Source organism: Caballeronia glebae (assembly GCF_001545035.1).
GTDB classification, from domain to species: Bacteria; Pseudomonadota; Gammaproteobacteria; order Burkholderiales; family Burkholderiaceae; genus Caballeronia; species Caballeronia glebae.
In genome coordinates, this window is the sequence record NZ_FCOJ02000020.1 from 42,242 (window position 1) to 67,263 (window position 25,022).

Here is a 25,022-nt window from a genome sequence, read left to right on the forward strand (position 1 = left end):
CAGCGAAGCCACTTAACCCGGAGCGGCCATGTCGTTGCAACCCATACGTCCTTTACTTTTCGATCCCGCGTTCGAAGTCATTCCCGAAGACGAATCCGAAACCACCGCGGAACTCGTCAGGACGATGCGCGACATCGCCGAGACGACGTACAAGAACTACGGCCACGCCGTGCGCAGCGTGCATGCGAAGAGTCACGGCCTCGTCGTCGGCGAGATGCGCGTGCCTGCATTGCCCGCGCCGTTCGCTCAAGGCGTGTTCGCGCGCGAAACGGTCGTTCCCGTCGTGCTGCGCTTCTCGACCAATCCCGGCGACGTGCTCGACGACAAGGTGTCGACGCCGCGCGGTCTCGCGATCAAGCTGATCGGCGTGGAAGGCGAGCGTCTGCCCGGCAGCGAAGGGCACGTCACACAGGACTTCGTGATGATCAACGCGCCCGCGTTCACGGCGAGCACGCCGAAGGCGTTCCTCGCCAATCTCAAGCTGCTCGCGAAAACGACGGACAAAGCGCCCGGAACGAAAGAGGCGTTGTCGGCCGTGCTGCGCGGCGCCGAAGCGCTCGTCGAAAAGATGGGCGGCGAGAGCGGTATGCTCAAGAGCCTGGGCGGACATCCGAAAACCCACATTCTCGGCGAGACGTTTTACACCGCCGTGCCCTTTCTGTACGGCCCGCATATCGCGAAGCTGAGCGTCGTGCCGGTGTCGGCGGAATTGACGGCGCTCACCGATGCCCCGGTCGATCTCGACGACAAACCCAACGGCCTGCGCGACGCCGTGTGCGACTTCTTCGCGAAACACGGCGGCGAATGGGAAGTGCGCGTGCAACTCGCGACCGACATCGACACGATGCCGATAGAAGACGCGTCGGTGCAATGGCCCGAGAACGACAGCCCGTATGTGGCGGTGGCGCGCATTCGCGTCGCGCCTCAGGCGAGTTGGAACGCGTCGCGTGTCGCGGCCATCGACGAGGGCATGGCCTTCAGCCCGTGGCACGGCGTCGCCGCGCATCGGCCGCTGGGCGGCGTCATGCGCAGCCGCAAGCCCGCCTACGAGATGTCCGCGAACTTCAGGGGCGAGCGCAACGGCTGCCCGATGAGCGAACCGGCACAGGCGCCGGAACCGGGAGAGTGAAGGCCCACTCGCGCGAATTCCCTTTGCCGACGATCGATAACAAAAACCATGAAGGAAGCGTCAATGCGGGCCACCATTCTCTCTCACGAAAAACCGTCCGATGCATCATCGGTGGAAGTGCATCGCTTTGGATTCAGGATCGATGACGAGCAGCCCCGGCCCATGACCGAGTCGATATCGCTGCGCACGGCGCGCGTGCTCGTCGAGCATTTCGAGGATGGCAACGCGTTCATTCGCATGCTGAGAGCGATTGTCGCCGCGCGCTGCGAGGAATACGACGATCTGCTCGGGCGCGTGTACACGGATCATCCGCACTGACTGGCTTGCGCTAGCGCTTTTCCCGGTCGCCGAAGCGCATCAGCGGCGCGCTTCGGTCGCCATTCTCACCGCGAGGCCGGCGAGCACCGTGCCCATCAGCCAGCGCTGGATCAGCAACCACGCGGGCTTGCGCGCAAGAAAGAGCGCGATGGTTCCGGCGGTCATCGCGACCGTCGCATTGACAGCGATGCTGAGCGCAATCTGCACGACGCCGAGGACGAGCGACTGGCCGAGCACGCCGCCGTGCGCCGGATCGATGAACTGCGGCAACAGCGACAGATACAGCACCGCGATCTTCGGGTTCAGCAGGTTGGTGACGAAGCCCATAGCGAAGAGTTTGCGCGGGCTGTCGATTGGCAAGTCGCGCACCTGAAACGGCGAGCGTCCGCCCGGCTTCACGGCCTGCCACGCGAGATACAACAGATACAGCGCGCCGCCGAAGCGCAGCGCGTCGTAAGCGAACGGGATTGCGATCAGCAGCGCGGTGATGCCGAACGCCGCGCACAACATGTAGACCACGAAGCCGAGCGCGACGCCGCCCAGCGAAATGAGCCCCGCCGCGCGGCCCTGGCAGATCGAGCGCGAGATCAGATAAACCATGTTCGGCCCTGGCGTGAGCGCCATGCCGAGCGCGACGAGAGCGAATGCGAGCAATTGCGCCGTGTGAGGCATCGGACGGGCTCCGGCTAACGAGAGGTCGATGCATCCTCGCTCGCGATGCACGGTGACGCCAGATACAAAACCGGCGTCGCCCGTCGATACACTTACATCAACGCATGCCGCCGCTCGCGATGAGGCTTTCGCCGGTCATCCAGCGCGCGTCGTCCGATGCGAGGAACACCGCGATCGATGCGATATCGTCCGGCTGACCGAGACGTCCGAGCGGCGTTTGCGCGAGCGCGGCCTTATCGAAATCGGAATCGATGATGCCCGCGGCGTGCGTGCCTTCGGTCACGACGACGCCCGGATTGATCGAGTTGACGCGGATCTTTCTCGCGCCGAGTTCGCGCGCCAGCACGCCCGTGATTGCATCGACGGCGCCCTTCGTGCCGCTATAGACCGCGCTCGCCGGCGGCGTAATGCGCGTCACGACCGAACTCACGTTGATGACGCTCGCGCCTTCGCCGAAATGCTTCGCGGCGGCCTGCGTGGTCAGCAGCGTGCCGAGGACGTTGATATTGAACTGCTTATGAAAATGCTCTTCGGTGATCTCTTCGAGCGTCGCGAATTCGTAGACGCCCGAGTTGTTCACCAGAATATCGAGGCGTCCGTAAGTCTCGACCGCTGCATTCACGATGCCTTGCGCATCGGCGGCTTTCGACACATCGCCGCCGACGGCGATCGCCTTTCCGTTCGCTGCGGCGATGTCCGCGACGACCGCATCCGCGCCTGCCTTGCTGCTCGCATAGTTGACGACGACCGATGCGCCTTCTGCCGCTAGCGCCTTGGCAATCGCCGCTCCGATACCTTTCGATGCGCCCGTGACGACCGCGACCTTGCCTGCGAGTTTGCTCATGATGGATTCCTTGAAGAGATTATTTAATGCCGTGATTTACCGGTCGGTGTGCCGCAAAACCGGCGTGACAGGAAGCAATGTAGACATCTCCGCGAACGCGATAAAGGCGCGTAGAGTGAAAAGACTTGAGGGCTCAGACGAATAATCGATCGGAGGCGGCGCATGAACACGGACACGCTTCGCACGGACGCGAATTTCGCCGGCCAGATTCCCGAACTTTACGAGCGGCTTCTCGTGCCGATGCTCTTCGCGCCCTACGCCACGGATATCGCGGCGCGCGCGGCGGCGCTCGGTCCATCGCGCGTGCTGGAAACGGCGGCGGGCACCGGCGCGCTCACGCGTGCGATGGCGCGAACATTGCCCGCGCACGTCGAGATCGTCGCGACGGATTTGAATCAGGCGATGCTCGATCGCGCCGCGACGACGCCCATCGAACGAGCCGTGACGTGGCGGCAGGCGAACGCGCTGCAACTGCCTTTCGACGACGCAAGCTTCGATATCGTCATCTGTCAGTTCGGCGCGATGTTCTTCCCCGACAAACCGGCGGCATTCGCGCAAGCACGTCGCGTGCTGCGGCCCGGCGGCGCGTTGCTTTTCAACGTGTGGGATCGCATCGAGGATAACGAATTCGCCGGCACGATCACCGATGCGCTCAGCCGTCTCTTTCCCGCCGATCCGCCGCTTTTCATGAAGCGCACGCCGCACGGCTATTTCGATCGCCAAGCGATCTCGCGCGATCTCGCTTCCGCGGGCTTCGACGCAACGCCGCGCTTCGAGACCGTCACGCGACGCAGCCGCGCATCGTCGGCGCGGGAGGTTGCGCTCGCTTATTGCCAGGGCACGCCGTTGCGCAACGAGATCGAATCGCGCACGGGCGCGAGTCTCGACGAAGCAACATCGGTATGCGCCGAAGCCCTCGCCGCGCGCTTCGGCACCAATGCGCTCGATGGAAAGATTCAGGCGCACGTGGTCGCGGCGTCACGCTAGAGCGAACGCGCCGCCCTCTGACCCAACACGCGATCGAGCCACGCAAGCAGCGTCGGCGACGAACAACTCGCGCTTCTGAAGCCGATATGCCCGTCCGGCCGCACGACCCACGCCATGCCGTTCTTCGCGCCGAACACATCGGCGAATTCGCCCGCGTTGTCGCTCAAGGTTCGATACGCTTCACACGCGGGCACGAACGACGGCGCGCTCGCAAATCGCAGCGACACGATCAGCACCGCGCTCGCCGCCGTGCCGAGCGCGACGCGCCATGCATCGACGGCCTCGGCGAACGCGGCGACGCGCGCGCCTTCGGCGTCGTCATCGATATAGCCGACGAGCGTGTGACGTCCGCGTCCGAGCTGATCCTGCAAGCGCTGCGCATGGCCGATGAACGCTTCCACGAGACCGCCGGCTTGCGGCGCGCGATCGCCGGGCGCGGGCAACTCGGCCGCCATGCCCGCGGCATCGTCCGCGACGATTGGACTGCTGCCGCGATAACCCACGAGCAATTGCGTTTCGCGCATCGCGGGCTTGATCTCGCCGTGCGCGAGGACCGTGTTCAACGCGCGGCTCGTCGATTCGACGACATCGAGTCCGACCGGCCGCCGCTCCGCTTCGTAACTGTCGAGCAGCGTCTTGCTCGCGAGACCGCGCGACGCGAGCGTGAGCTTCCATGCGAGGTTGTGCACATCCTGCAAGCCGGTGTTCATGCCCTGACCGCCGACGGGCGGATGAATATGCGCGGCATCGCCCGCGAGAAACACGCGCGAGCGCGCATAGTGCTGCGCGATCCGATGACTCACGCGATACACCGACGACCAGCGCATCGACGAAAGCCGCGTGCCCTTGGGCAGGATCGGCAGCATGATGCGCTGGATCTCGTCGAAGTCGGGCGTGGAGTTCAGCGTGTGGCGGGCGGCGTCGTCGGGAAGCAGGACCATCGAGAGACGATAGCGGCGCGCCGAACCGCGCACCGGCAGCGCGGCGAGCGTGGTCGATCCGGCCTCGCCCTCCGCTTGTCCCTGACCCGACACGTTGAAGCGATACATGCGCCCGCGCGGCAAGTTCCAGTCGACGTCGAGATCGGCGAGCATGAATGTCTGCGGATACTGATCGCCTTCGTAGGCGACGTTCAGTTGACGCCGCACGGTGCTGCGCGCGCCGTCGCAGCCGACGAGCCAGCGGCATCGAACGGTGCGGGACTCGCCACATGCGTCCTGTATGTGTGCGTCGATGGCGTCGCCGGATTCGGTGAAATCGACGAGCGTCGCGCCGTATTCGACGTGCCCGCCGTTGCGCGCGAGCGCCGCTTCCAGAATGCGCTCCGTCTCGAACTGCGCGAGCGAGAGCGCGCCATACGGCAGTCCCGCGCGCGGCACCTCGGCGCTGAACGCGGGCGCGCCGTCCTGATACGTATCGGCGCCGGTGAGCCATACGCCCGCATCGATCGCGTCGCGCGCGATACCGAGATCGTCGAAAATTTCCAGCGTGCGCGCCGTGACGCCCAGCGCCTTTACGAAAAACGTGCGCTCGTCGTGAGCATCGACGATGCGCACGTTCACGCCATCGCGGCGCAGTTCGGCGGCGAGCATCAGCCCGACGGGGCCCGCGCCGGCAATCAGCACATCGGTCGTATCGAACATGATGCGATTTCTCCTGAGGAAACCGGCGTATGTCATCGACTGCCGTCAAAGAGAATACCGCTGTATGTGCGCTTGTGGCGTATCGCGCGTCAGCCGGCGAGCGGCCCGAGACGCATGCCGATTACGCAGCCCGCCGCGATCACGAGGAGCACGGTCGCGGCGATCGTCGCGTAGAGATAGTCGCGTTGTCGCGCGAACACGGCGAGCATCAGAACGACGCGCAAAACCGGCAGCAGAATGAAGAGCGCGACGCCCGCCGTCAACGCTTTCGTGCCGGCGAAAAGTCCCGCGCCGATGAGCGCGCACGCAGCCCACGTGCCGCACTGGAGAAAGCCGGCGAGCAAACGATCGAGCGATGCAGACGTCGAGTGCTTCGTCACCCGGCATGCTCCAGCAGATCGATGCCGAAGCCTTGCATGAGCATCTGACACGCGACGAGCAGCAGCATCGACAGAAACAGCAGGCGCAGGCGTTCACTGCGCACTTTCATCAGCACGCGCGCGCCCGCGATCGCACCGATCACCGAGCCTAGCGCGACCGGCCCGGCGATCGCGCTCACGATCTCGCCGCGCAGGAAATAGGCGCTCGCGCTCGCGGCGGCCGTCACGCCGATCATGAAGTTCGACGTCGCGGTCGATACCTTGATCGGCAGGCGCAAGGCGTTGTCCATCGCCGGAATCTTCAGGATGCCGCTGCCGATGCCGAGCAGCGCCGACACGAGTCCGGCGACGTACATCAACGTGAGACCGGCGGGCACGCGGCGCACTTCGTAAGGGATGTCGCGGCGCAGCGTGCTGTCGGGATAGCTGGAGTTGAGGCCGAGCTTGGCGGCCAGTCCTTTCGATGGAAGCGGACTTGCCATGCCCGCCGGATCTTCCCGGCGCAGGAACATCTGCCACGCTGACACCAGCAGCACGCCCGCGAAGAGAAAGTCGAGCGCGGCCACCGGCACGATGCCCGCGACGAGCACGCCCGTGAGCGCGCCGAGCGTCGTGCCGGTTTCGAGCACGACGGCGAGCCGCACGTTCGTGAGACCGCCGCGCAGAAACGCGGCCGCGCCGCCGCACGAACACGCGATAACCGAGACGATGCTCGTGCCGATGGCCGCGTGCATGTCGATATGGAAGAACATTGTCAGAATGGGCACGATGAACAGGCCGCTCGCCATGCCCAGCATGCCGCCCGCAGCGCTCGCGCCGAGGCCCGCGCAGAAGAGCCAGAATGTGGCTTCGAAGCTCATCGTTTCAGCCTCGGTGAAGTGTCTATAAATCGTCAATATAACATGTCATAACAAGTAGCAAAAGCTGTGGCCGCACGGTCTCGCGCTATGATTGCCCATCGCACGACGACAACGACAGCCGAACATGGCCCGACGAAGCAAACAGGAAGACACTCAGGCGGAAACGCTCGACACCGTGGACGAAGACGCGTCATCCGGCGGCGGTTCCAGCTATCTCGTGCCGGGCCTCGAACGCGGCTTGCGCATCCTCGCCGAATTTACGGCGCGCGAGCCGGTGCTGGGCGCGCCGGAGTTGTCGCGACGCATCGGCATTCCGCGCACGACGACCTTTCGTCTGCTGCAAACGCTCGAAGCGCTGGGCTTTCTCGAACGCGTGAACGGCGACCGCAATTTCAGGCTCGGCGTCGCCGTGCTGCGGCTCGGTTTCGAATATGTGAATTCGCTCGAACTGACCGATTTCGGCACGCCCATTCTCGAACGTCTGCGCGACGCGACCGGGCTTTCCACGCATCTGCTGATCCGCGATCAACGCGATGTCGTGTTCGTCGCGAAGGCGCAAAGTCACGAGCCGCTGTTCAGTTCGGTCAAGGTGCACGTCGGCACGCGCCTGCCCGCTCACGCGACCGTGCACGGTCATGTGCTGATGGGCGATCTCTCGCTCGCCGCGCTCAAGGCGCTCTATCCCGAGGCGCAACTGGAAAAGTACACGGAGCGCACGCCCGCGACCATCGACGAACTCTACGAACGCGTGCAGGAGTGTGCGGCGCTCGGCTATGGACTGAGCGAAGCATCGTTCGAGCGCGGAATTTCCGTCGTTACCGCGCCCGTGCGCGATCATTCGGGCGCGATCGTCGCGGCGGTGGCCGCGACCGTGCCGCGTTCGGACATCGGCGCCCGCGATGAGAAAGCGCAACTCGTCGAAACGATCTGCGCCGCCGCGATGGAACTGTCGATCCGCCTCAACTATCGCCCGTCGCCGGACGATCCCACCGCCGTTCTCGCCGCGCGCAAGATGCTCGCCTAGAACGAGTGGTGAATGCCCGCGAGCACGATCACCTGATTCGCCGTGCTCGACACGCCCGCCGTGAAGAACGCCGCCTTCGCGCCGCCCGTCGCATGCTCGTAAAGCGCGTTGACGTAGAGTTGCGTCGACTTCGACAGCATGTAGATGTCGCCGATTTCGAACTGCGTCCAGCGCCCGCCCGCGAAGGTCGTGGTCGCCGCGCCGCCCGCGATCCAGTTCCACGCGACCGGCTTGAAGGTCAGACCCGCATCGTATGACTGGAAGGTGTCGGACTGTCCGTTCGATTGCAGTTTCACGCGCGTATAGAGACCGTGCACGACGAACTTGCCGATTTCATATGACGCGCCCGCGCCCATCTCTTCCTGTTTGTCCGCCATATAGGTCGCCGCCGGCTGACCCTGGAAGGTCGTGAGTCCGGTCGTCGCGATCGCGGGCGTGCGGTTGTGTTCGTTCGAATACGTGGCCGCCGCCTTGAACGGGCCGTTCGCATACGTGATGCCGAAGCCGTAGTTGCGGCCCGTCGAGAAGTTCGTCGTGTTGCCGAGGCCCATCATCGCGCCGGCGGAGAAGCCGTAGAAGCTCGCCGAGCGAAATTTCACCGAGTTGTCGTACGGCACGACGCCCGTGTCCGCGAGCTGATCGATGTTGCCCGGATGGAACGCGTACCAGCTCGCCGCGAGATACGCGGTCGAGAGCGGCCCGAGCATGTCGAAGCTGAACGGCGTCTGATGACCTAGCGTCAGCGTGCCGACGTTTTCCTGATCCAGCCCGAGATACGCCTGCCGGTTCCATAGCGTGCCCGCTTTCGCGAAGTTGCCGGTGTTCGTATAGAAGCCGTTCTCCAGTTGCGCGACCGTCTTCAGTCCGCCGCCCAGATCCTCCGTGATGCGAAAGCCCCAGCGGTCCGGCTGCATGTTGCCTTGTTCCTCCATCCACTTCGGATGGCCGCCCACGTTGTTGATATATGCGATGCCGGCATCGAGGCTGCCGTAGAGCGTGACTGTGCTTTGCGCGGCCGCGCCGGTCGCGACTCCGGCTCCGATGAGCCCCGCTGCGATGATTTGCTTCACCCTTCGTTCTCCTAACCGTATGGTTCAAGCGCGGGCGTTGCCCGCTTTCCTGTTCCCGCTTGTCGCCGTTATTTCGCTTTATCCCGGTTCCGGACGGCGGCGGTTCTTGCCGACCGGAAGGCGTCACATTGATCGTTCGTCTTGTTCCATCTACGGATCAACGTACTGCCTATGGAAAGTATAGTGAGATTTCCGACGCCAAAACAATAATTTTGAGATGAGATCGGGTAGACCCTGAGGCATCCCCGATACAGAGCGTGCGCGGCAAAAAAAGCATACGAATCAATGTCGAACGGACGTTCTTACTTCAGCCCCGAAGTCTTAAACGCGCCGACTTCAGTGTTTTCACCTAGAGGTTCAGATTTTTATTTTCCCCGGCTCAGACGACTCCTATAATGCCCATACACGAACTGTTGTTCCTTTAGTGGAACGCAGACGAACCAGAGAAAAGGGTGAAAGATGTCTGAACAATGGCGCTGCGCCGGGCATGCCGGCGATCTGTCGGAAGACGCACCGATCGAATTCAAGTTCGATGACGGCGCGGAAATCGGTATCTACAAAGTGGGCGACGAACTGTATGCGCTCGAAAACGTCTGCCCGCACGCCTATGCGCTGCTGACACAAGGCTTCGTCGATGGCGACACCGTCGAGTGTCCGCTCCACGAAGCGGTGTTTCACATTCCCACGGGCAAATGCCTGAAAGAGCCCGGCGGCCGCGACCTGAAGACGTATTCGGTGCGCCTCGCCGGCGAAGAAATCCAGATCAAGGTGGCGTGACATGGAAAAAGTCGTGAGCTTCAACCCGCATCTCAAGCCGTGGCTCGCGCCGCAGCCGAACAACGTCGCAGGCAAGGGCGTGATCGAGAAGCCGGGCGAGACCGAAAACTTCATCTGGCAGACGCGTCGCGCCGAGCCGACGCAATACGAAAACGACTTCGGCGATGCGCTCGAACGCGTATTCGAAGCGGGCGCGCTGGAACTGGAACAAGTGGTCGCGGGCTTGAACAAGGACGGTTTCCGCACTCCGGAAGGCGCCGTCTGGACCGCCGATCGCCTTGCCGCCGAACTGCGCACGCTCGCTGAATAAAGAAGGAGCCCTTCCCCATGACGTCCCCTCAACAAACCACCGCCGCCGATCCCGTTCAGGCTTATCTCGATCGCGGCTTGCGTAACTACTGGTATCCCGTCGCGCCGAGCTGGCAAGTGGCGAACGCGCCCATCGGCCTCACGCGCCTCGGCGATCAGATCGTGCTCTGGCGCGACAACGAAGGCAAAGTGCATGCGCTCGAAGACCGCTGCCCGCATCGCGGCGCGCGTCTGTCGCTCGGCTGGAATCTCGGTGGCAGCGTCGCGTGCTGGTATCACGGCATTGAAATCGATGGCAGCGGCACCGTGCAGAAAGTGCCCGCCGTGTCGGCGTGTCCGCTCGAAGGACAGAAGTGCGTGAAGTCGTATCCCGTCGAGGAACATGCGGGCGCGATCTTTCTCTGGTTCGGCGACGACGCCAACAACGAACCCGCGCCGCTCGTGCTGCCCGAAGAACTCGTCGGCGACGAATACGCGAGCTTCCTGTGCATGTCGCACTGGAAGTGCAATTACCAGTACGCGATCGACAACGTGATGGACCCGATGCACGGCGCGTATCTGCATGCGACCTCGCACTCGATGGCCGAAGGCGACAAGCAGGCCGACATGCGCGTGCGCAAGACCGAAACCGGCCTCATGTTCGAGAAGGTGAATCAGCGCGACGTGAACTTCGACTGGGTCGAGCTCGGTGAAACCGGCTGCCTGTGGATGCGTCTCGCGATTCCGTACAAGAAGAAGTTCGGCCCGGGCGGCAACTTCGGGATCATCGGGTTTGCTACGCCCGTCGATGACGACAACTGCCAGGTCTACTTCTGGCGCACGCGCCGAGTCTCCGGATGGCAGCGCGATGCATGGCGTTTCCTGTATCGCAATCGTCTCGAAGGGCTGCATTGGGCGGTGCTCGAACAAGATCGTTACGTGCTCGAAAGCCTCGCGCCGAACGCCCGCAATCACGAATTCCTCTATCAGCACGATGTCGGCATGACGCGCGTGCGTCGCATGCTGAAGCAGCGCGCGCAGCAGCATCTCGCCGCGCTCGAAGCGTTGCCGAAGAGCACGGAGCACGCTCATGCGTGACGCGTTCAAAGCGCTCGACGGCCGCCGCGTGCTGCTGACGGGCGGCGCTCGCGGACTCGGCGCGGCGTTCGTCCGCGCGCTCGTCGAGCAAGGCGCGCGCGTCGCGTTCGGCGACGTGCTGCGCGAAGAAGGCGAAGCGCTCGCGCGATCGCTCGACGGCGCGGCGCATTTCATCCCGCTCGATTTGAACGAACCGCAGAGCATCGAAGCATGCGTCGCGCAAAGCGTGCAAGCGCTCGGCGGTCTCGACGGCCTCATCAACAACGCCGCGATCACCAACTCGGGCGGCAAGTTCGCCGATGAACTCGCGCCCGCCACGTGGGACGCCGTGATGAACGTCAACGTGCGCGGCACGTGGCTGATGAGCGCCGCGTGCCTGCCGCATCTGAAGGCATCGGGACGCGGGGCGATCGTGAACATCGCCTCCGATACGGCTTTGTGGGGCGCGCCGAAGCTGCTCGCGTACGTCGCGAGCAAAGGCGCGGTGATCGCGATGACGCGTTCGCTCGCCCGCGAATTCGGCGCGAACAACGTGACGGTGAACGCGATCGCGCCCGGCCTCACCGAAGTGGAAGCCACCGCCTACGTGCCCGCCGAGCGCCACGAGTACTACCTCAAAGGCCGCGCATTGACGCGCGCGCAAGTGCCCGACGACGTGAACGGTCCCGTGCTGTTCCTGCTCTCGGACGCGGCGCGTTTCGTGACGGGCCAGTTGCTGCCGGTGAACGGCGGCTTCGTGATGAATTGATTCGCTCTATACAGAACCTGGAGAAAACAATGGCCGATGCAGACATCGAACGTAAGTCGTGGGAGCAACCCGCCGAAGCGAGCTTCGAGCAATGGATGGATTCGCGCGTCGCGCGACTCGACACGCGCCGCTACGACTGGGACGCGCTCAAGTTCCAGGCCGATTACGACCCGAAGTATCGCCGCGCGCAGATGCGCTATGTCGGCACCGGCGGCACGGGCGTCGCGAAGGACATGAACACGATTCCCGCCGGCAGCTTCACGTTTTCCACGATGGTCATTCCCGCCGGCAATATCGGGCCAAGCCATATTCATATCGACGTTGAAGAGATTTTCTTCGTGCTGCGCGGAAAGATGAAGGTCGTCTGCGAGAAGGACGGCAAGACGTGGGAAGCCGTGCTCGGCGAGCGCGATCTCATTTCCGTGCCGCCGGGCGTGTATCGCACGGAGATCAACATCGGCGAGGAAGACGCGCTGATGTGCGTGATGCTCGGCGCATCGAAGCCCATCACGCCGACGTATCCGCCGGAATCGCCCTTGGCGAAGCTCAAGCGCTGAGGCCGCGATGAACATCGAGACGCTCGCGTGTTTTCCGGACATGCATATCGATACCGCGCACGGCATCACGGGTTATCGCGAGGCAGGTGCGATGCATCTGCGCACTCTGCCCGTCGTGTTGCTGCACGGGATCGGCTCGGGCGCGGCGTCGTGGGTTCGGCAGCTCGATACGCTCGGTGCGAAGCGGCGCGTGCTCGCGTGGGATGCGCCGGGGTATGGCGTGTCCACGCCTGTCGCCGCCGACTCGCCCGTTGCCGCCGACTATGCGAATGCACTGCGCGCGTGGCTCGATGCGATGGATGTCGATCGCTGCGTGCTCGTCGGCCATTCGCTCGGCGCGATCGTCGCGGGATCGTTTGCGGTGCATGCGCCCGAGCGCGTCGCGGGCTTGTTGCTGATATCGCCGGCTGCGGGTTACGGCGCTGCATCCACGGAACTGCGCGAATCGAAACGCGACGCGCGTCTCGCGATGCTGAAAGAACTCGGCCCGCAAGGACTCGCGCGCGAGCGCAGCGCCAACATGGTCTCGCAATACGCCGATGAAGCCGCGCGCGAATGGGTCCGCTGGAACATGGCGCGCATCGTGCCCGAAGGCTACACGCAAGCGACGCATCTGCTCGCGAACGCGGATCTCGCGGCGGACATCGCGCGCTTTCACGGACGCATCGCGGTGGCGGTGGGCGCGCAGGACGCGATCACGCCGCCCGATGCGTGCGAGCGCATCGCTCAGGCCGCGCGCGTCAGTCTGCAAGTAATGCCGCGCGCGGGGCACGCAGGTTACGTCGAATCGCCCGCTGCCTACACGGCGCTGATCGACACGTTTTGCCAGGGCATCGAATGCCACACGAAAGACGGAGTACCGCAATGACATCCCTCGCCACAGAAGAAGCCGACAAAGGCGAACCGACTTACATCGTGCCGGGACTCGAACGCGGATTGAAAATCCTCACGGAGTTCTCGCCGCGTGAACCGGTGCTCGGCGCGCCCGAATTGTCGCGTCGGCTCGGCATTCCACGCACGACGGTGTTTCGCCTGTTGCAGACGCTCGAATCGCTCGGCTTTCTGGAACGCGCGGACAAGGACCGCAATTATCGGCTGGGCGTCGCCGTGCTGCGTCTCGGCTTCGAGTATCTGAGTTCGCTCGAACTGACCGATCTCGGCCTGCCGATCATCGAGGCATTGCGCGACGCGACGGGACTCACGAGCCACATTCTCATTCGCGATGGCCGCGATGTCGTGTTCGTCGCGAAAGCGCAGAGTCACGCGCCGATCTTCAGTTCGGTGAAGGTCAACGTCGGCACGCGCCTTCCCGCGCATGCAACGACGCACGGTCACGTATTGATGGGCGATCTTTCGCTCGACGAGCTGTGCGCGCTCTATCCGGAAGCGCATCTCGAACGCTTCACGAAGTCCACGCCCGAAACTGTGGCAGAGCTTTACGAGCGCGTGAAAGAAGACGCCGAACGCGGCTACGCGACGAGCCAGTCTTCTTTCGAGCGCGGCATTTCGGTCGTCACCGCGCCGGTTCGCAACGACACGGGGCGCATCGTCGCCGTCATCACGACGACGATCCCGCGTCCCGAGATCGACGCCGCGTTGCTCGGCAGCGGTCTCATCGAACGTGTCCGCGAAGCCGCCGATGCGCTCTCGATGCGGCTCAACTATCGGCCGGGCGCGCGTTCGTCGGCGTCGAACCGCTACATGAAATCTCTGGGGTTGCAATGATTCAAATCGATCTCACCGGGCAAGTTGCCGTCGTCACCGGCGGTTCGTCGGGCATCGGCTTCGCGACGGCGCGCTTGTTCCTGCAAGCAGGCGCGGCGGTAGCCATCTGCGGGCGCGACAGCGAACGGCTCGACGCTGCGCAGGCCTCGCTTGCGACGGAATTTCCGCAAGCGCAACTGCTCGCCGCGCGCTGCGACGTGCTCGATGCCGAACAGGTTGGCGGCTTCGCAGCACAAGTGATGCAGCGCTTCGGCCGCGTCGACATGCTGGTGAACAACGCGGGCCAGGGCCGCGTTTCCACCTTCGCCGATACCTCCGACGAGGCCTGGCGCGACGAACTGGAGTTGAAGTACTTCAGCATCATCCGGCCGACGCGCGCCTTTTTGCCGATGCTGAAAGACGCGCCCTCGCCCGCGATCGTCTGCGTGAACTCGCTGCTCGCGCTGCAACCCGAGCCGCATATGGTCGCGACTTCATCGGCGCGCGCGGGCGTGTTGAGCCTCGTGAAATCGCTCGCGACGGAACTCGCGCCGCAGCGCATCCGCGTGAATTCGATTCTGATCGGCATCGTCGAATCGGGGCAATGGAAGCGCCGCTATCAGAACTATTTGAACGAGAACGCCGCAAGTCCCGAGCGCCAGAGCTGGGAGCAATGGAGCGGCGAACTCGCGCGCAAGAAAAACGTTCCGCTCGCCCGCTTCGGCTTACCTGAAGAAGCGGCGCAAGCGCTCTTCTATCTCGCAACAACGCTGTCGTCGTACACGACCGGCAGTCATATCGATGTTTCCGGAGGCTTTGCTCGTCATGTCTGAAAAAACCACGGTCGGCGAACTGATCGCCGCATTCCTCGAACAGTGCGGCGTGCGCACGGCGTTCGGCGTGATCTCGATTCACAACATGCCGATCCTCGATGCGATCGGGCGTCGCGGCAATATCCGCTATGTCGGCGCGCGCGGCGAAGCGGGCGCGCTGAACATGGCCGACGGTCTCGCGCGCGTATGCGGCGAACTGGGCGTCGCGCTCACGTCCACGGGCACGGCCGCCGGCAACGCAGCGGGCGCGATGGTCGAAGCGTTGACCGCGGGCACGCCGCTGCTGCACATCACGGGGCAGATCGAAACCGAATATCTCGATCAGGACCTCGCGTATATCCACGAGGCGCCGGATCAGTTGTCGATGCTGCAATCGATCTCGAAGGCCGCGTTCCGCGTGCGCACCGTGGACACCGCGTTGCCGACGATCCGCGAAGCCGTGCGCGTTGCGCGCACCGCGCCGGCGGGTCCGGTGAGCGTGGAGATTCCCATCGACATTCAGGCTGCCGAAATCGAATGGCCGGCGGATCTCGCCGCGCCGCACGTCGGCGCGCTCACGCACGACAGTCTGCGCGTGAAGCAACTCGCCGATGCGCTCACCAACGCGAAGCGTCCGTTGCTGTGGCTCGGCGGCGGCACGCGTCACGCGCGCGGCGCGGTCGAGCGGCTGGTCAAGCTCGGCTTCGGCGTCGTGACGAGCGTGCAAGGCCGCGGCGTGCTGCCGGAAGATCATCCGGCGACGCTCGGCGCGTTCAACGTGCACCCGAGCGTCGAGGCGTTCTACAAGACTTGCGATGCGCTCGTGGTCGTCGGCTCGCGTCTGCGCGGCAACGAAACGCTGAAGTACAAACTCGCGCTGCCGCAGCCGCTTTATCGCATCGACGCCGATGCCCTCGCCGACAGCCGCGGCTATCGCAACGATCTCTTCGTACACGGCGATGCATCGCGCGTGCTCGACGAACTCGCGACGCTGCTCGAAGGCCGCATCCGCATCGATGCGTCGTTCGCGGGCGATCTCGCCGCCGCGCGCGAAACGGCCGTCGCGGAAGTATCGAAGGGACTGGGGCCGTACAAGCGTCTCGTCGATTCGCTGCAACGCGCCGTGGGCCGCGACTACAACTGGGTGCGCGACGTGACGATCTCGAACAGCACGTGGGGCAATCGCCTCCTGAAGATCTTCAACCCGCGTGCGGGCGTGCATGCACTCGGCGGCGGCATCGGCCAGGGCATGCAGATGGCCATCGGCGCGGCGCTTTCCGGCGCGGCGAAGAAGACCGTCGCGCTCGTGGGCGACGGCGGTCTGATGGTCAATGTCGGCGAACTCGCCACGGCCGTGCAGGAAAAAGCGAACGTGATGATCGTGCTGATGAACGATCAATGTTATGGCGTGATCCGCAACATCCAGGACGCGAACTATGGCGGCCGACGCATGTTCGTCGATCTGCATCAGCCGGATTTTGCGCAGTTCTGCGCGAGTCTCGGTCTTGCGCATCGCCGCATCACGTCGCTCGATCAGGCCGATGACATCGTGCGCGAAGGGCTCGCCATCGACGGTCCGGTGCTCGTCGAAGTGGACATGCTGTCGGTCGGCTCGTTCGCCACCGCGTTCGCCGGGCCGCCCGTGAAGAAGGAAGAGCCGAAGGAGCCGGAATATGCGTGATCCCCGTCATGCACAGCATGCGATCGACATCGCGATGATCGGCTTCGGCGCGATCGGACGCGCGGTGTATCGCGCGCTCGACAACGATCCGCTCGTGCGCATCTCGCATGTGATCGTGCCGGAACGCGATCGCGATCACGTGCGCTCGGTGCTCGGCGATCGCATCGATGTGGTTTCGCGCGTCGATGCGCTCGCCAGTCATCCGGAATTCGCGCTCGAATGCGCGGGACATGCGGCGCTCGTCGATCACGTCGTGCCTTTGCTTAAGTCGGGCACGGACTGCGCGGTCGCGTCGATCGGGGCGCTCTCGGAAGCCGGTCTGTTCGATGCACTCTCCGATGCCGCCGATGAAGGCGCGGCCACGATCACGCTGCTCTCGGGCGCGATCGGCGGCGTCGATGCGCTCGCCGCCGCGAAAGAAGGCGGCCTCGACGACGTGCAATATACCGGCCGCAAGCCGCCGCTCGGCTGGCTCGGCACGCCCGCCGAATTGCTCTGCGATCTCGCGTCGCTGACCGAAGAGAAGGTCATCTTCGAGGGCACCGCGCGCGATGCGGCGCGGCTGTATCCGAAGAACGCGAATGTCGCGGCGACCATCGCTCTGGCCGGCCTCGGGCTCGACGGCACGCGCGTGCGCCTGATCGCCGATCCGGCTGTCGAGCGCAACGTGCATCGCATCGTCGCGCGCGGCGCATTCGGCGAAATGTCGCTGGAAATGTGCGGCAAGCCGTTGCCGTCGAATCCCAAGACATCGGCACTGACCGCATTCAGCGCAATCCGTGCGTTGCGCAATCGCGCCGCGCGTTGCGTCATCTAAGGAGCTTTTGGAAGATGAATCATCCCGACACTTCGCTCGTGACGTCCAGCGATATCTACATCGGCGGCGAGTGGCGCCAAGGGCGCGGCAATCAGTACGCGAGCCTCTATCCCGCCGATCAAACGGTAAACGCGGAAATCAGCACCGCCAATGCCGACGACGCGCGCGAAGCCGTCGAGAGCGCGGATCGCGCCTTCAGAAAGGCCGACTGGGCCGGACTGAAGCCGCACCAACGCGCCGCCGTTCTGCATCGCATCGCGAGTCTGATCGAAGCGCGTCACGAAGCGCTCGCGCAATTGCAGCGTCGCGACAACGGCAAGCCGATCAGCGAAACACGCGCATTGGTGACGAGCGCGTCCAGCACGTTCCGCTACTTCGCGGCGTGTCTCGAAACGCTCGAAGAAGAACTCACGCCCTCGCGCGGCGACTATCTGACGATGAGCGTGCACGAACCGCTCGGCGTCGTCGCGGCGATCACGCCGTGGAATTCGCCGATCGCGTCCGATGCGCAAAAGCTCGCGCCCGCGCTCGCGGCAGGCAACGCCGTCGTGCTGAAACCCGCCGAAGTCACACCGCTTGCGTCGCTCGCGCTCGCGCGCATCTGCGAAGAAGCGGGCGTGCCGAAAGGCGTCGTGAGCGTGCTGCCGGGCAAAGGCTCCGTGATCGGCGATGCGCTCGTGCGTCATCCGCTCGTGAAGAAGGTCGCGTTCACGGGCGGCACCGAAGTGGGCCGCGGCATCGCGCGTCTCGCGGCGGAAAAGCTGATGCCGGTCTCGCTCGAACTGGGCGGCAAGTCGCCGACCATCGTCTATGCCGACGCGGATCTCGATCATGCGGTAAACGGCGTGCTGTACGGCATCTTCAGCTCTTCGGGCGAATCGTGCATCGCGGGTTCGCGGCTCTTCGTCGAGCGCAAGGTGTATGGCGAATTCATGGCGCGTCTCGTCGATGGCGCGCGCAAACTGCGCGTCGGCGATCCGACGCGCGAGAACACGCAGATGGGTCCGCTGATCACGTCGCAACATCGCGAGAGCATCGAACGCTATGTCGCGCTCGGTCTCGAAGAAGGCGGAACGTTGTTGTGCGGCGGCGAGCGTCCGACGGGCGACGGCCGCGAGAAAGGCTTCTTCTATCTGCCGACGATCATCGAAGGTCTCACGAACGACGCGCGCATGTGCCAGGAAGAAATCTTCGGCCCGGTGCTCGCCGCCCTGCCCTTCGACGATGAAACCGCTCTGCTCGAACAGGCGAACGACAGCGTGTTCGGCCTCGCCGCCGGCATCTGGACGCGCGACTACAAGCGCGCATGGAACGTCGCGCGCGTGCTGAACACCGGCACGGTCTGGATCAACACCTACAAGCAGTTTTCAATTTCGACGCCTTTCGGCGGCTGGAAGGACAGCGGCATGGGACGCGAGAAAGGCCGCCTGGGTCTGCGCGAGTACATGCAGCAGAAAAGCCTGTACTGGGGCTTGAACGATGCCCCGCTACCGTGGGCGAACTGAAGGAGTTGCCATGACGATTCTCGGCATTGAACGAATCACCTACGGCGTGACCGACCTCGACACCTGCCGGCGTTTCTTCGCCGACTGGGGCCTGAAGGAAGTCGCCCGCGATGAAACGCGCGCGCGTTTCGAAACCCTGAACGGCTGCGAAGTGCTGCTCGCACTTGCCGACGATCCCGCGCTGCCGCCCGCTTTCGAAAGCGGTCCGACGCTGCGCGAAGTCACGTGGGCCGTCGCCACGCGCGAAGAACTCGATGCATTGCGCGGACGCTTCGCGGGCCAGCCCGGCCACGTCGAAACGGACGAGGCGGTCGGTTGCATCGATCCGAACGGCATGGCGATTCGCGTCGAAGTAACCAACAAGCGCGATATCGACGTGAAGGGCTCGCCCTCGAACGTGTGGGGACAGACCTTGCGCATCAATACGCCGAGCCCCGTCTATGAACGCGCGGAGCCGGTCGAAGTGGGACACGTCGTGTTCTTCACGAACTGCGTCGCGGAGCAGGAGAAGTTCTATCACGAACTGCTCGGCTTCGAGACGTCGGACCGCTATCCGGGACGCGGCGCGTTCATGCGTTGCGCGCCGCACGGCGGCCATCACGATCTGTTTCTTCTGCAACTGCCCGACGGCAAGCGCGGCCTGAACCACGTCGCGTTCACCGTGCGCGATATCCACGAAGTATTCGGCGGCGGCCTGCACATCAGCCGCTGCGGCTGGACCACGCAACTCGGGCCGGGACGTCATCCGGTGTCGTCGGCGTACTTCTGGTATTTCAGGAATCCGGCGGGCGGTCTCATCGAGTATTACGCGGACGAAGACGTGCTCACGCCCGAATGGCAGCCGCGCGACTTCGAGCCCGGTCCGACCGTGTTCGCTGAATGGGCCGTCGATGGCGGGCTCGACGGCAACACGCGCCGCCAGAAAGATGCGAAGGCGCCGGAAGGCAAGTTCATGACGGAGCGGAAAAATGGCTGATCTTCAGACAGTCGTCGTGATCGGCGGCGGGCAGGCGGCGGGATGGATCGTCAAGACGCTACGCAAGGAAGGCTTCGACGGCCGCCTCGTGATGATCGCCGACGAGATCCATCTGCCATATGAACGTCCGCCGTTGTCGAAGGCCGTGCTCGCGGGCGAAGCGGATATCGAAACCGTGCGTCTCGTCGATCACGACGCGTTCGCCGAGCTGAACGTCGAAGCGTGGCAGCCTGAATGCGCGGCATCGATCGATCGCGACGCGCGCATCGTGCGCACCGCGAGCGGACGCGAAGTGCACTACGACCGGCTCGTCATCGCGACGGGCGGCGCAGCGCGGCGTCTGCCGGCGTCGATGGTCCGGACTTCGCATCTCGCCTATTTGCGCACGCTCGACGACGCCGTGCTCATCGGCAAGCGTCTGCGCGAGAGCCATGCGAAGCGGCTGCTCGTGATCGGCGGCGGATGGATTGGCCTCGAAGTCGCGGCAACCGCGAAGAAGCTCGGCGTCGACGTGACGGTGATCGAAGGCGCGCCGCGTCTGTGCGGACGTTCGGTGCCCGAGAGCGTGTCGGCGTTTCTGCTGAAGCTGCATCGCGATAACGGTGTCGATGTGCGGCTCGATGCATCGCTCGTGTCGCTCGAAGACTTCGAAGGCGGCGTGCGCGCGCGACTCGCCGACGGCACGACGCTCGACGCCGGTTTCGCCGTCGCGGGCATCGGCCTCGCGCCGCACACGGCCATCGCGGAGAGCGCGGGCATCGAGGTGAACGACGGCATCGTCGTCGACGAGTTCGGCGCGACCAACGATGCGCACGTGTTCGCTTGCGGCGACGTCGCCAATCATCCGAACGCGTGGCTGAAGCGTCGCGTGCGTCTCGAATCGTGGGCGAACGCGCAGAATCAGGCGATCGCGACGGCGCGCGCGGTGCTCGGCGTGCGCACGCCGTATGCGGAAATTCCGTGGTTCTGGTCGGATCAGTACGACGTGAATCTGCAGATTCTCGGCGACATTCCACCGGGCGCCACGTCTGTCGTGCGCGGCGATCTGGACGCGCGTCGCGCATCGCTCTTCTTCTTCGATGGCGATACGTTGCGCGGCGTCATCGCGATCAACGCGACGCGCGACTTGAAGGTCGCGAAGAAATGGATGAGCCAGGGACGCGCTGTAGATATCGCGTCACTCGCGGACACGGCGAAAGCACTCGCATAAACATACAGACGGGAGCAGGCATGAGGAGCATGAGCAATACGGCCGTCCAGCACGGCGGCACGGCCACGACAGTCGCGGACGCAAACGCGGCCGCCCACGCGGTCACGAAAGGATCGATCATCGCGCGCATCGAGCGGCTGCCATTCAACGCGATGCAGGTACGGGCGCGGATTCTGATCGGCGCGGCGACGTTCTTCGATGGCTTCGATGTCATCGTCATCGCGGCGACCTTGCCGCTGCTCATCCAGCGATGGGGACTTACGCCGGGACAGGTCGGCTTTCTGATCGCGTCGGGATCGATCGGGCAACTGATCGGAGCGTTCCTGTTCCCGTCGCTCGCGGAACGCTTCGGGCGCGTGCGGTCGATCGCGTGGAGCTCGGGCATCATCGGCCTGACGAGCATCGCGTGCGGATTCGCGCCTTCGTTCGCGGTGTTCGTCGCGTTGCGCATCGTGCAAGGGCTCGGGCTCGGCGGCGAGTTGCCCGTCGCGGCGACGTACATCAACGAGATCACGCGCGCGCATGGACGGGGCCGCTTCGTGCTGCTCTACGAGATCGTGTTTCCGATCGGCCTGCTCGCGTCGAATGCGCTCGGCGCGTGGATCGTGCCGCGCTTCGGCTGGGAAACGATGTACTTCATCGGCGGCGTGCCGCTCGTGCTCTTCTTCCTGTTGCGCACGCTGGTGCCGGAGTCGCCGCGCTGGCTCGGTGAGCGCGGTCGCATGAGCGAAGCGGGCGAAGCGCTCGGCGCGTTCGAAGCGACCGTGAAAGAGCCGCTGCCGCCGCTCGCCAATCTCGCCGAATTCGAAGCGATGGCGAATCGTCATCCGAAGCGCCGTCGTCTCGATCTGATCGGGCCGGCGTATATGAAGCGCACGATCGCGGTCGCGCTGCTGTGGATGACGTGCGGCGTGCTGCAGTATGGCCTCTCGACATGGCTCCCGACGATCTACAAGACGGTCTATCACGCGCCGTTGCAGCTCGCGTTGAATCTCGCGGTGGCGGCCTCGGTGCTCGGCGTCATCGGCTCGCTGACGTGCGCGCTGATCGTCGACAAGGTCGGGCGCAAGCCGGTCATCAACTGGTCGTTTGTGTTGTGCGCGGTGTCGCTGGTGTGCGCGGGCGTGTTCGTCACGCAGTCGGTGTATGTGGTCGCGACTTTCTGCGCGCTCGCGCTCGGTTTCATGGCTTGCGGCTTCATTACCGCTTACGTTTATACGCCGGAGCTGTATCCCACGAGCATCCGCGCATTCGGATGCGGCCTCGGCGGCGCATGGCTCAAGATCGCGGCGATCTTCGCGCCCGCGCTCGTCGGCAAGACGTTGATGGGCGGGAACATGAACATCGCGTTCTATGCGCTCGCGGTCGTGCCGGTCGTCGCGGCTGCGGCGGTGCATTTCATGGGCATCGAGACGAAGGGCAAGGTGCTGGAGCAGTTGGAGGTGTGAGGGGATTGGTTTTGCTCACTCTTCGTATTGCCTCTTGAAAACGACAACGCCGGAGCGCCCCGCAAGGGGCGCTCCGGCGTTTAAACAAACGCTATCGCGAAGAATCAGCTCTTCGCTTTCGGCATCTGCGAAACCAGCGACAAGCCGATATCCATGCCTTCCACCTGGAAGTGCGGCACGATGAAGAGCTTGATCCGGAAGAAGCCCGGGTTGTCTTCGATATCTTCGACCGTCACCTTCGCCTCGCGCAGGGGATGCGATGCCTGAAGTTCGTCGCCCGGATCTTTCATCTCCGTGACGAGACTCTTGATCCAGTTGTTGAGTTCCAGTTCAAGCAGACGCCGGTCCTTGGTCGTGCCGATGTTCTCGCGCTGAATCAGCTTCAGGTAATGCGCAATGCGCGACAGCAGGAAGATGTACGGCAGACGCGCGTTGATGCGGCTGTTCGCGGTCGCTTCCTTGGTCTCGTAGAGCGCGGGCTTCTGCGTCGAATTAGCCGAGAAGAAGCACGCGAAATCGTGGTTCTTGTAGAACGAGAGCGGAATGAAGCCGAGGTTCGCGAATTCGAATTCGCGCGTCTCGGGAATCAGCACTTCGGTCGGGATCTTCGGCTGAACGCCGGTGCCGAGGTCATACAGATGCACCGGAAGATCTTCGACCTTGCCGCCCGCCTGCGGACCGCGAATCTGCACGCACCAGCCGTTGTTCACGAAGCTGCGCGTCATGTTCGCCGCGAACGCGAACGACGCATTCACCCACAGATAACGATCGTGGTCCGGGCCCTTCACCTGCTCTTCGTAGTTGAAGGCACGCACGGGCGTCGTGTCCTTGCCGTACGGCAGGCGACCGAGCACGCGCGGCATCACGAGGCCGACGTACCGCGCGTCGTCCGTGTCGCGGAAGCTCTTCCATTTGACGTATTCGGCGCGGTCGAAAAAATTGCCGATGTCCTGAATTGCAGCGACTTCTTCCATCGACTTCTTGCCGAAGAAAGCCGAGCCCACCGAGCCGATGAACGGCATGTGCGCCGCGGCCGCCACCTTCGAGATATTGCGCAACAACGCCACGTCCTGCGGCGAGTTGGCGAACTCGAAATCGCTGACGATCGCGCTGATCGGCTGGCCGCCCGGCGTGTCGTACTCTTCGACGTAGGTCAGGCGATACAGGCCGCTCTGGATCAACTCCGGCGCGTCTTCGAAGTCGCGGACCAGCGCGTCCTTCGATACGTCCAGCACTTCGATACGCGCGTTCTTACGGAAATCCGTGCGCGACACGAGCATCTTGAGACCGCGCCAGCGGCCTTCGAGCGCCTGGAATTCCGGATTGTGCATGACCGAATCGAGCTGCCGGCTGATCTGTCGATCGAGTTGACCGATGAAGAAGTCGAGCAGCGACTTGTCGAGACGATCCACGGGCTTGCTCGTCTGCGCGACGAGATCGAGGAACGCGCCCATGCCGCGCGCGAGGCGCTCGTCGGCGGATGCTTCGGAAAGCATGTCGTTGTCGCGGAATGCCTCCAGCGGACGCGCCTCCGCCACCGGGCTCAGATTGATCTTGTTGCAAAGCGACGCATAGACGCTGTCGCCATAAGACTCTTGCGGAGCATCGAGCACGACGGTTTCGCCTGCGGTGCTCGCGCGCACTTGTTGCTTACTCATTGATTGTCCTCTCGGGAAAGCTTTGTCGATTGAAGCGTGCGGAAGGCTGACGCGGCTCAGGCGTGGCCTTCGGGCTGCGTCGCCGCGGTGGCGATCTGCGAGAGTTCGCCGCGCAGTTTCTCCGAGAGTTCCTTGTTCTTCAGGATCTTCTCGAATTCCCGACGGAACGTGCCGTTATCCAGCAGATTCGACTTGAGATCGCGCAGCAGATTGCGCACGGCCAGCAGCGCCTGCAGTTCCGGAATCTGACGCGCCACCTGTTGCGGCTCGAAGTCCTTCAACGAACGGAACGAGAGATTGATCGGCATTTCGGAGCCGTCGCTCGCGAGCGTGTTCTCGGCTGCGAACTTCAGGTCCGGCGCGTAGTCGGCGAGGACTGCGTCGAAGTTGTTCTTATTGATGTTGACCTTTTTGCGCTCGGCAAGCGGCGCCTGCTCGCGTCCCGCGCTGAAGTCACCCGCGACCAGCAGCTTGAGCGGCAATTCGACTTTCTTTTGCGCGCCGCCCGTGTGCAGATCGAGCGTTATCGAAACACGGCTTTTTGGAATTTCCCTCTGGAAGCTATCCATCAACACTCCTTAATACGTTGATCAAATACAAATCGAAGCCAAGGCACCATCTCGATCACCTTTCACATTACGATCGTGAATCGGGTTCGCGCGCCCGGCTTGCCATTTCCGCTTTATTTTTCAAACATATTAGAACAGGTTTCCACTCGATCCAAAAGAATCTCACGATGTCCTGATTATTTTGCATGACTCGCGACCAGAATCCCGATTACCATTTATAAACAATGACTTTCGTCTGCATTCCTTT

26 protein-coding genes are annotated in these 25,022 nt (G+C 63.8%); 18 read left to right on the forward strand and 8 right to left on the reverse strand.

Annotated elements, in window-relative coordinates:
* Window positions 1-28 precede the first annotated feature (28 nt).
* Complete coding sequence (locus tag AWB82_RS15780) at window positions 29-1,129, forward strand: catalase family protein (RefSeq protein WP_086968712.1); 1,101 nt, start codon at window positions 29-31, stop codon at window positions 1,127-1,129.
* Window positions 1,130-1,192: 63 nt separating this feature from the next.
* A complete protein-coding gene (locus AWB82_RS37105) occupies window positions 1,193-1,447 on the forward strand; it encodes a hypothetical protein (protein ID WP_143756739.1) in 255 nt (84 codons plus the stop codon).
* Window positions 1,448-1,486: 39 nt separating this feature from the next.
* On the opposite strand, the gene AWB82_RS15785 is transcribed toward AWB82_RS37105, so the two are convergent.
* Window positions 1,487-2,119, reverse strand: coding sequence for a LysE family translocator (locus tag AWB82_RS15785; protein WP_086968713.1), 633 nt, complete (start codon window positions 2,117-2,119; stop codon window positions 1,487-1,489).
* Between the two features lie 97 nt (window positions 2,120-2,216).
* Window positions 2,217-2,963 (reverse strand): glucose 1-dehydrogenase, encoded by a 747-nt coding sequence (locus AWB82_RS15790; protein ID WP_086968715.1) that lies wholly within the window; start codon window positions 2,961-2,963, stop codon window positions 2,217-2,219.
* A gap of 162 nt (window positions 2,964-3,125) precedes the next feature.
* On the opposite strand from AWB82_RS15790, the gene AWB82_RS15795 reads away from it, so the two are divergent.
* Window positions 3,126-3,950, forward strand: coding sequence for a class I SAM-dependent methyltransferase (locus tag AWB82_RS15795; RefSeq protein ID WP_086968717.1), 825 nt, complete (start codon window positions 3,126-3,128; stop codon window positions 3,948-3,950).
* Here AWB82_RS15795 and AWB82_RS15800 read toward each other — a convergent pair.
* From AWB82_RS15800 to AWB82_RS15810, 3 genes are all read right to left on the reverse strand, one after another.
* Window positions 3,947-5,593, reverse strand: a complete 1,647-nt coding sequence (locus tag AWB82_RS15800; RefSeq protein ID WP_086968719.1) for an FAD-dependent monooxygenase — start codon at window positions 5,591-5,593, stop codon at window positions 3,947-3,949. The genes AWB82_RS15795 and AWB82_RS15800 overlap by 4 nt on opposite strands.
* A gap of 89 nt (window positions 5,594-5,682) precedes the next feature.
* A complete protein-coding gene (locus tag AWB82_RS15805; protein ID WP_086968721.1) occupies window positions 5,683-5,973 on the reverse strand; it encodes a DUF1634 domain-containing protein in 291 nt (96 codons plus the stop codon).
* Window positions 5,970-6,833, reverse strand: coding sequence for a sulfite exporter TauE/SafE family protein (locus AWB82_RS15810; protein ID WP_086968723.1), 864 nt, complete (start codon window positions 6,831-6,833; stop codon window positions 5,970-5,972). Before AWB82_RS15810 ends, AWB82_RS15805 begins: the two co-directional genes overlap by 4 nt.
* A 124-nt stretch (window positions 6,834-6,957) precedes the next feature.
* Between AWB82_RS15810 and AWB82_RS15815 the strand changes: the two genes are divergently transcribed.
* Entirely contained in the window at window positions 6,958-7,857 is a 900-nt protein-coding gene (locus AWB82_RS15815; RefSeq protein WP_086968725.1) for an IclR family transcriptional regulator, read from the forward strand.
* Here AWB82_RS15815 and AWB82_RS15820 read toward each other — a convergent pair.
* On the reverse strand, window positions 7,854-8,927 hold the full coding sequence (locus AWB82_RS15820; protein WP_086968727.1) for a porin: 1,074 nt from the start codon (window positions 8,925-8,927) through the stop codon (window positions 7,854-7,856). The genes AWB82_RS15815 and AWB82_RS15820 overlap by 4 nt on opposite strands.
* Window positions 8,928-9,386: 459 nt before the next feature.
* Here AWB82_RS15820 and AWB82_RS15825 point away from each other — a divergent pair, with 459 nt between their 5' ends.
* From AWB82_RS15825 to AWB82_RS15890, 14 genes are read left to right on the forward strand one after another with little or no spacing between them, the layout of a single operon-like run.
* A complete protein-coding gene (locus AWB82_RS15825; RefSeq protein ID WP_086968729.1) occupies window positions 9,387-9,704 on the forward strand; it encodes a non-heme iron oxygenase ferredoxin subunit in 318 nt (105 codons plus the stop codon).
* A 1-nt stretch (window position 9,705) separates the two neighbouring features.
* Window positions 9,706-10,014: a recombinase-like helix-turn-helix domain-containing protein gene (locus AWB82_RS15830; protein ID WP_086968731.1), complete on the forward strand. Its 309-nt coding sequence runs from the start codon at window positions 9,706-9,708 to the stop codon at window positions 10,012-10,014.
* Between the two features lie 17 nt (window positions 10,015-10,031).
* Entirely contained in the window at window positions 10,032-11,090 is a 1,059-nt protein-coding gene (locus tag AWB82_RS15835; protein ID WP_086968733.1) for an aromatic ring-hydroxylating oxygenase subunit alpha, read from the forward strand.
* A complete protein-coding gene (locus AWB82_RS15840) occupies window positions 11,083-11,838 on the forward strand; it encodes an SDR family oxidoreductase (protein ID WP_086968735.1) in 756 nt (251 codons plus the stop codon). Before AWB82_RS15835 ends, AWB82_RS15840 begins: the two co-directional genes overlap by 8 nt.
* A 29-nt stretch (window positions 11,839-11,867) precedes the next feature.
* Window positions 11,868-12,395: a cupin domain-containing protein gene (locus AWB82_RS15845; RefSeq protein ID WP_086968737.1), complete on the forward strand. Its 528-nt coding sequence runs from the start codon at window positions 11,868-11,870 to the stop codon at window positions 12,393-12,395.
* 7 nt (window positions 12,396-12,402) lie between these two features.
* On the forward strand, window positions 12,403-13,263 hold the full coding sequence (locus AWB82_RS15850) for an alpha/beta fold hydrolase (protein WP_086968739.1): 861 nt from the start codon (window positions 12,403-12,405) through the stop codon (window positions 13,261-13,263).
* A complete protein-coding gene (locus AWB82_RS15855) occupies window positions 13,260-14,120 on the forward strand; it encodes an IclR family transcriptional regulator (RefSeq protein ID WP_086968741.1) in 861 nt (286 codons plus the stop codon). The genes AWB82_RS15850 and AWB82_RS15855 overlap by 4 nt, the downstream gene beginning before the upstream one ends.
* Entirely contained in the window at window positions 14,117-14,932 is an 816-nt protein-coding gene (locus AWB82_RS15860) for an SDR family oxidoreductase (RefSeq protein ID WP_086968743.1), read from the forward strand. The genes AWB82_RS15855 and AWB82_RS15860 overlap by 4 nt, the downstream gene beginning before the upstream one ends.
* Entirely contained in the window at window positions 14,925-16,592 is a 1,668-nt protein-coding gene (locus AWB82_RS15865) for a thiamine pyrophosphate-binding protein (RefSeq protein ID WP_086968745.1), read from the forward strand. The genes AWB82_RS15860 and AWB82_RS15865 overlap by 8 nt, the downstream gene beginning before the upstream one ends.
* On the forward strand, window positions 16,585-17,409 hold the full coding sequence (locus tag AWB82_RS15870; RefSeq protein WP_086968746.1) for an aspartate dehydrogenase: 825 nt from the start codon (window positions 16,585-16,587) through the stop codon (window positions 17,407-17,409). The genes AWB82_RS15865 and AWB82_RS15870 overlap by 8 nt, the downstream gene beginning before the upstream one ends.
* Before the next feature lie 14 nt (window positions 17,410-17,423).
* Window positions 17,424-18,914 (forward strand): aldehyde dehydrogenase, encoded by a 1,491-nt coding sequence (locus AWB82_RS15875; RefSeq protein WP_086968748.1) that lies wholly within the window; start codon window positions 17,424-17,426, stop codon window positions 18,912-18,914.
* A 10-nt stretch (window positions 18,915-18,924) separates the two neighbouring features.
* Window positions 18,925-19,890, forward strand: coding sequence for a VOC family protein (locus AWB82_RS15880; RefSeq protein ID WP_086968750.1), 966 nt, complete (start codon window positions 18,925-18,927; stop codon window positions 19,888-19,890).
* The gene (locus tag AWB82_RS15885; protein WP_086968752.1) at window positions 19,883-21,100 is read left to right on the forward strand and encodes an NAD(P)/FAD-dependent oxidoreductase; all 1,218 of its coding nucleotides are present in this window, start codon (window positions 19,883-19,885) and stop codon (window positions 21,098-21,100) included. Before AWB82_RS15880 ends, AWB82_RS15885 begins: the two co-directional genes overlap by 8 nt.
* A 29-nt stretch (window positions 21,101-21,129) precedes the next feature.
* Window positions 21,130-22,548, forward strand: a complete 1,419-nt coding sequence (locus tag AWB82_RS15890; RefSeq protein ID WP_086968754.1) for an MFS transporter — start codon at window positions 21,130-21,132, stop codon at window positions 22,546-22,548.
* A 104-nt stretch (window positions 22,549-22,652) separates the two neighbouring features.
* On the opposite strand, the gene tssC is transcribed toward AWB82_RS15890, so the two are convergent.
* Together tssC and tssB are read right to left on the reverse strand one after the other, a co-directional pair.
* Window positions 22,653-24,206, reverse strand: a complete 1,554-nt coding sequence (gene tssC, locus AWB82_RS15895) for a type VI secretion system contractile sheath large subunit (protein WP_086968756.1) — start codon at window positions 24,204-24,206, stop codon at window positions 22,653-22,655.
* A gap of 56 nt (window positions 24,207-24,262) precedes the next feature.
* Window positions 24,263-24,775: a type VI secretion system contractile sheath small subunit gene (gene tssB, locus AWB82_RS15900; protein WP_086968758.1), complete on the reverse strand. Its 513-nt coding sequence runs from the start codon at window positions 24,773-24,775 to the stop codon at window positions 24,263-24,265.
* Window positions 24,776-25,022: the final 247 nt, after the last annotated feature.

Excerpts from the sequence above, each read along its gene's own strand:
- AWB82_RS15780 (WP_086968712.1), top strand. The coding sequence starts at position 29 with ATGTCGTTGCAACCCATACGTCCTTTACTTTTCGATCCCGCGTTCGAA.
- AWB82_RS37105 (WP_143756739.1), top strand. The coding sequence starts at position 1,193 with ATGCGGGCCACCATTCTCTCTCACGAAAAACCGTCCGATGCATCATCG.
- AWB82_RS15785 (WP_086968713.1), bottom strand. The coding sequence starts at position 2,119 with ATGCCTCACACGGCGCAATTGCTCGCATTCGCTCTCGTCGCGCTCGGC.
- AWB82_RS15790 (WP_086968715.1), bottom strand. The coding sequence starts at position 2,963 with ATGAGCAAACTCGCAGGCAAGGTCGCGGTCGTCACGGGCGCATCGAAA.
- AWB82_RS15795 (WP_086968717.1), top strand. The coding sequence starts at position 3,126 with ATGAACACGGACACGCTTCGCACGGACGCGAATTTCGCCGGCCAGATT.
- AWB82_RS15800 (WP_086968719.1), bottom strand. The coding sequence starts at position 5,593 with ATGTTCGATACGACCGATGTGCTGATTGCCGGCGCGGGCCCCGTCGGG.
- AWB82_RS15810 (WP_086968723.1), bottom strand. The coding sequence starts at position 6,833 with ATGAGCTTCGAAGCCACATTCTGGCTCTTCTGCGCGGGCCTCGGCGCG.
- AWB82_RS15815 (WP_086968725.1), top strand. The coding sequence starts at position 6,958 with ATGGCCCGACGAAGCAAACAGGAAGACACTCAGGCGGAAACGCTCGAC.
- AWB82_RS15825 (WP_086968729.1), top strand. The coding sequence starts at position 9,387 with ATGTCTGAACAATGGCGCTGCGCCGGGCATGCCGGCGATCTGTCGGAA.
- AWB82_RS15830 (WP_086968731.1), top strand. The coding sequence starts at position 9,706 with ATGGAAAAAGTCGTGAGCTTCAACCCGCATCTCAAGCCGTGGCTCGCG.
- AWB82_RS15835 (WP_086968733.1), top strand. The coding sequence starts at position 10,032 with ATGACGTCCCCTCAACAAACCACCGCCGCCGATCCCGTTCAGGCTTAT.
- AWB82_RS15840 (WP_086968735.1), top strand. The coding sequence starts at position 11,083 with ATGCGTGACGCGTTCAAAGCGCTCGACGGCCGCCGCGTGCTGCTGACG.
- AWB82_RS15845 (WP_086968737.1), top strand. The coding sequence starts at position 11,868 with ATGGCCGATGCAGACATCGAACGTAAGTCGTGGGAGCAACCCGCCGAA.
- AWB82_RS15850 (WP_086968739.1), top strand. The coding sequence starts at position 12,403 with ATGAACATCGAGACGCTCGCGTGTTTTCCGGACATGCATATCGATACC.
- AWB82_RS15855 (WP_086968741.1), top strand. The coding sequence starts at position 13,260 with ATGACATCCCTCGCCACAGAAGAAGCCGACAAAGGCGAACCGACTTAC.
- AWB82_RS15860 (WP_086968743.1), top strand. The coding sequence starts at position 14,117 with ATGATTCAAATCGATCTCACCGGGCAAGTTGCCGTCGTCACCGGCGGT.
- AWB82_RS15865 (WP_086968745.1), top strand. The coding sequence starts at position 14,925 with ATGTCTGAAAAAACCACGGTCGGCGAACTGATCGCCGCATTCCTCGAA.
- AWB82_RS15870 (WP_086968746.1), top strand. The coding sequence starts at position 16,585 with ATGCGTGATCCCCGTCATGCACAGCATGCGATCGACATCGCGATGATC.
- AWB82_RS15875 (WP_086968748.1), top strand. The coding sequence starts at position 17,424 with ATGAATCATCCCGACACTTCGCTCGTGACGTCCAGCGATATCTACATC.
- AWB82_RS15880 (WP_086968750.1), top strand. The coding sequence starts at position 18,925 with ATGACGATTCTCGGCATTGAACGAATCACCTACGGCGTGACCGACCTC.
- AWB82_RS15885 (WP_086968752.1), top strand. The coding sequence starts at position 19,883 with ATGGCTGATCTTCAGACAGTCGTCGTGATCGGCGGCGGGCAGGCGGCG.
- AWB82_RS15890 (WP_086968754.1), top strand. The coding sequence starts at position 21,130 with ATGAGCAATACGGCCGTCCAGCACGGCGGCACGGCCACGACAGTCGCG.
- tssC (WP_086968756.1), bottom strand. The coding sequence starts at position 24,206 with ATGAGTAAGCAACAAGTGCGCGCGAGCACCGCAGGCGAAACCGTCGTG.
- tssB (WP_086968758.1), bottom strand. The coding sequence starts at position 24,775 with ATGGATAGCTTCCAGAGGGAAATTCCAAAAAGCCGTGTTTCGATAACG.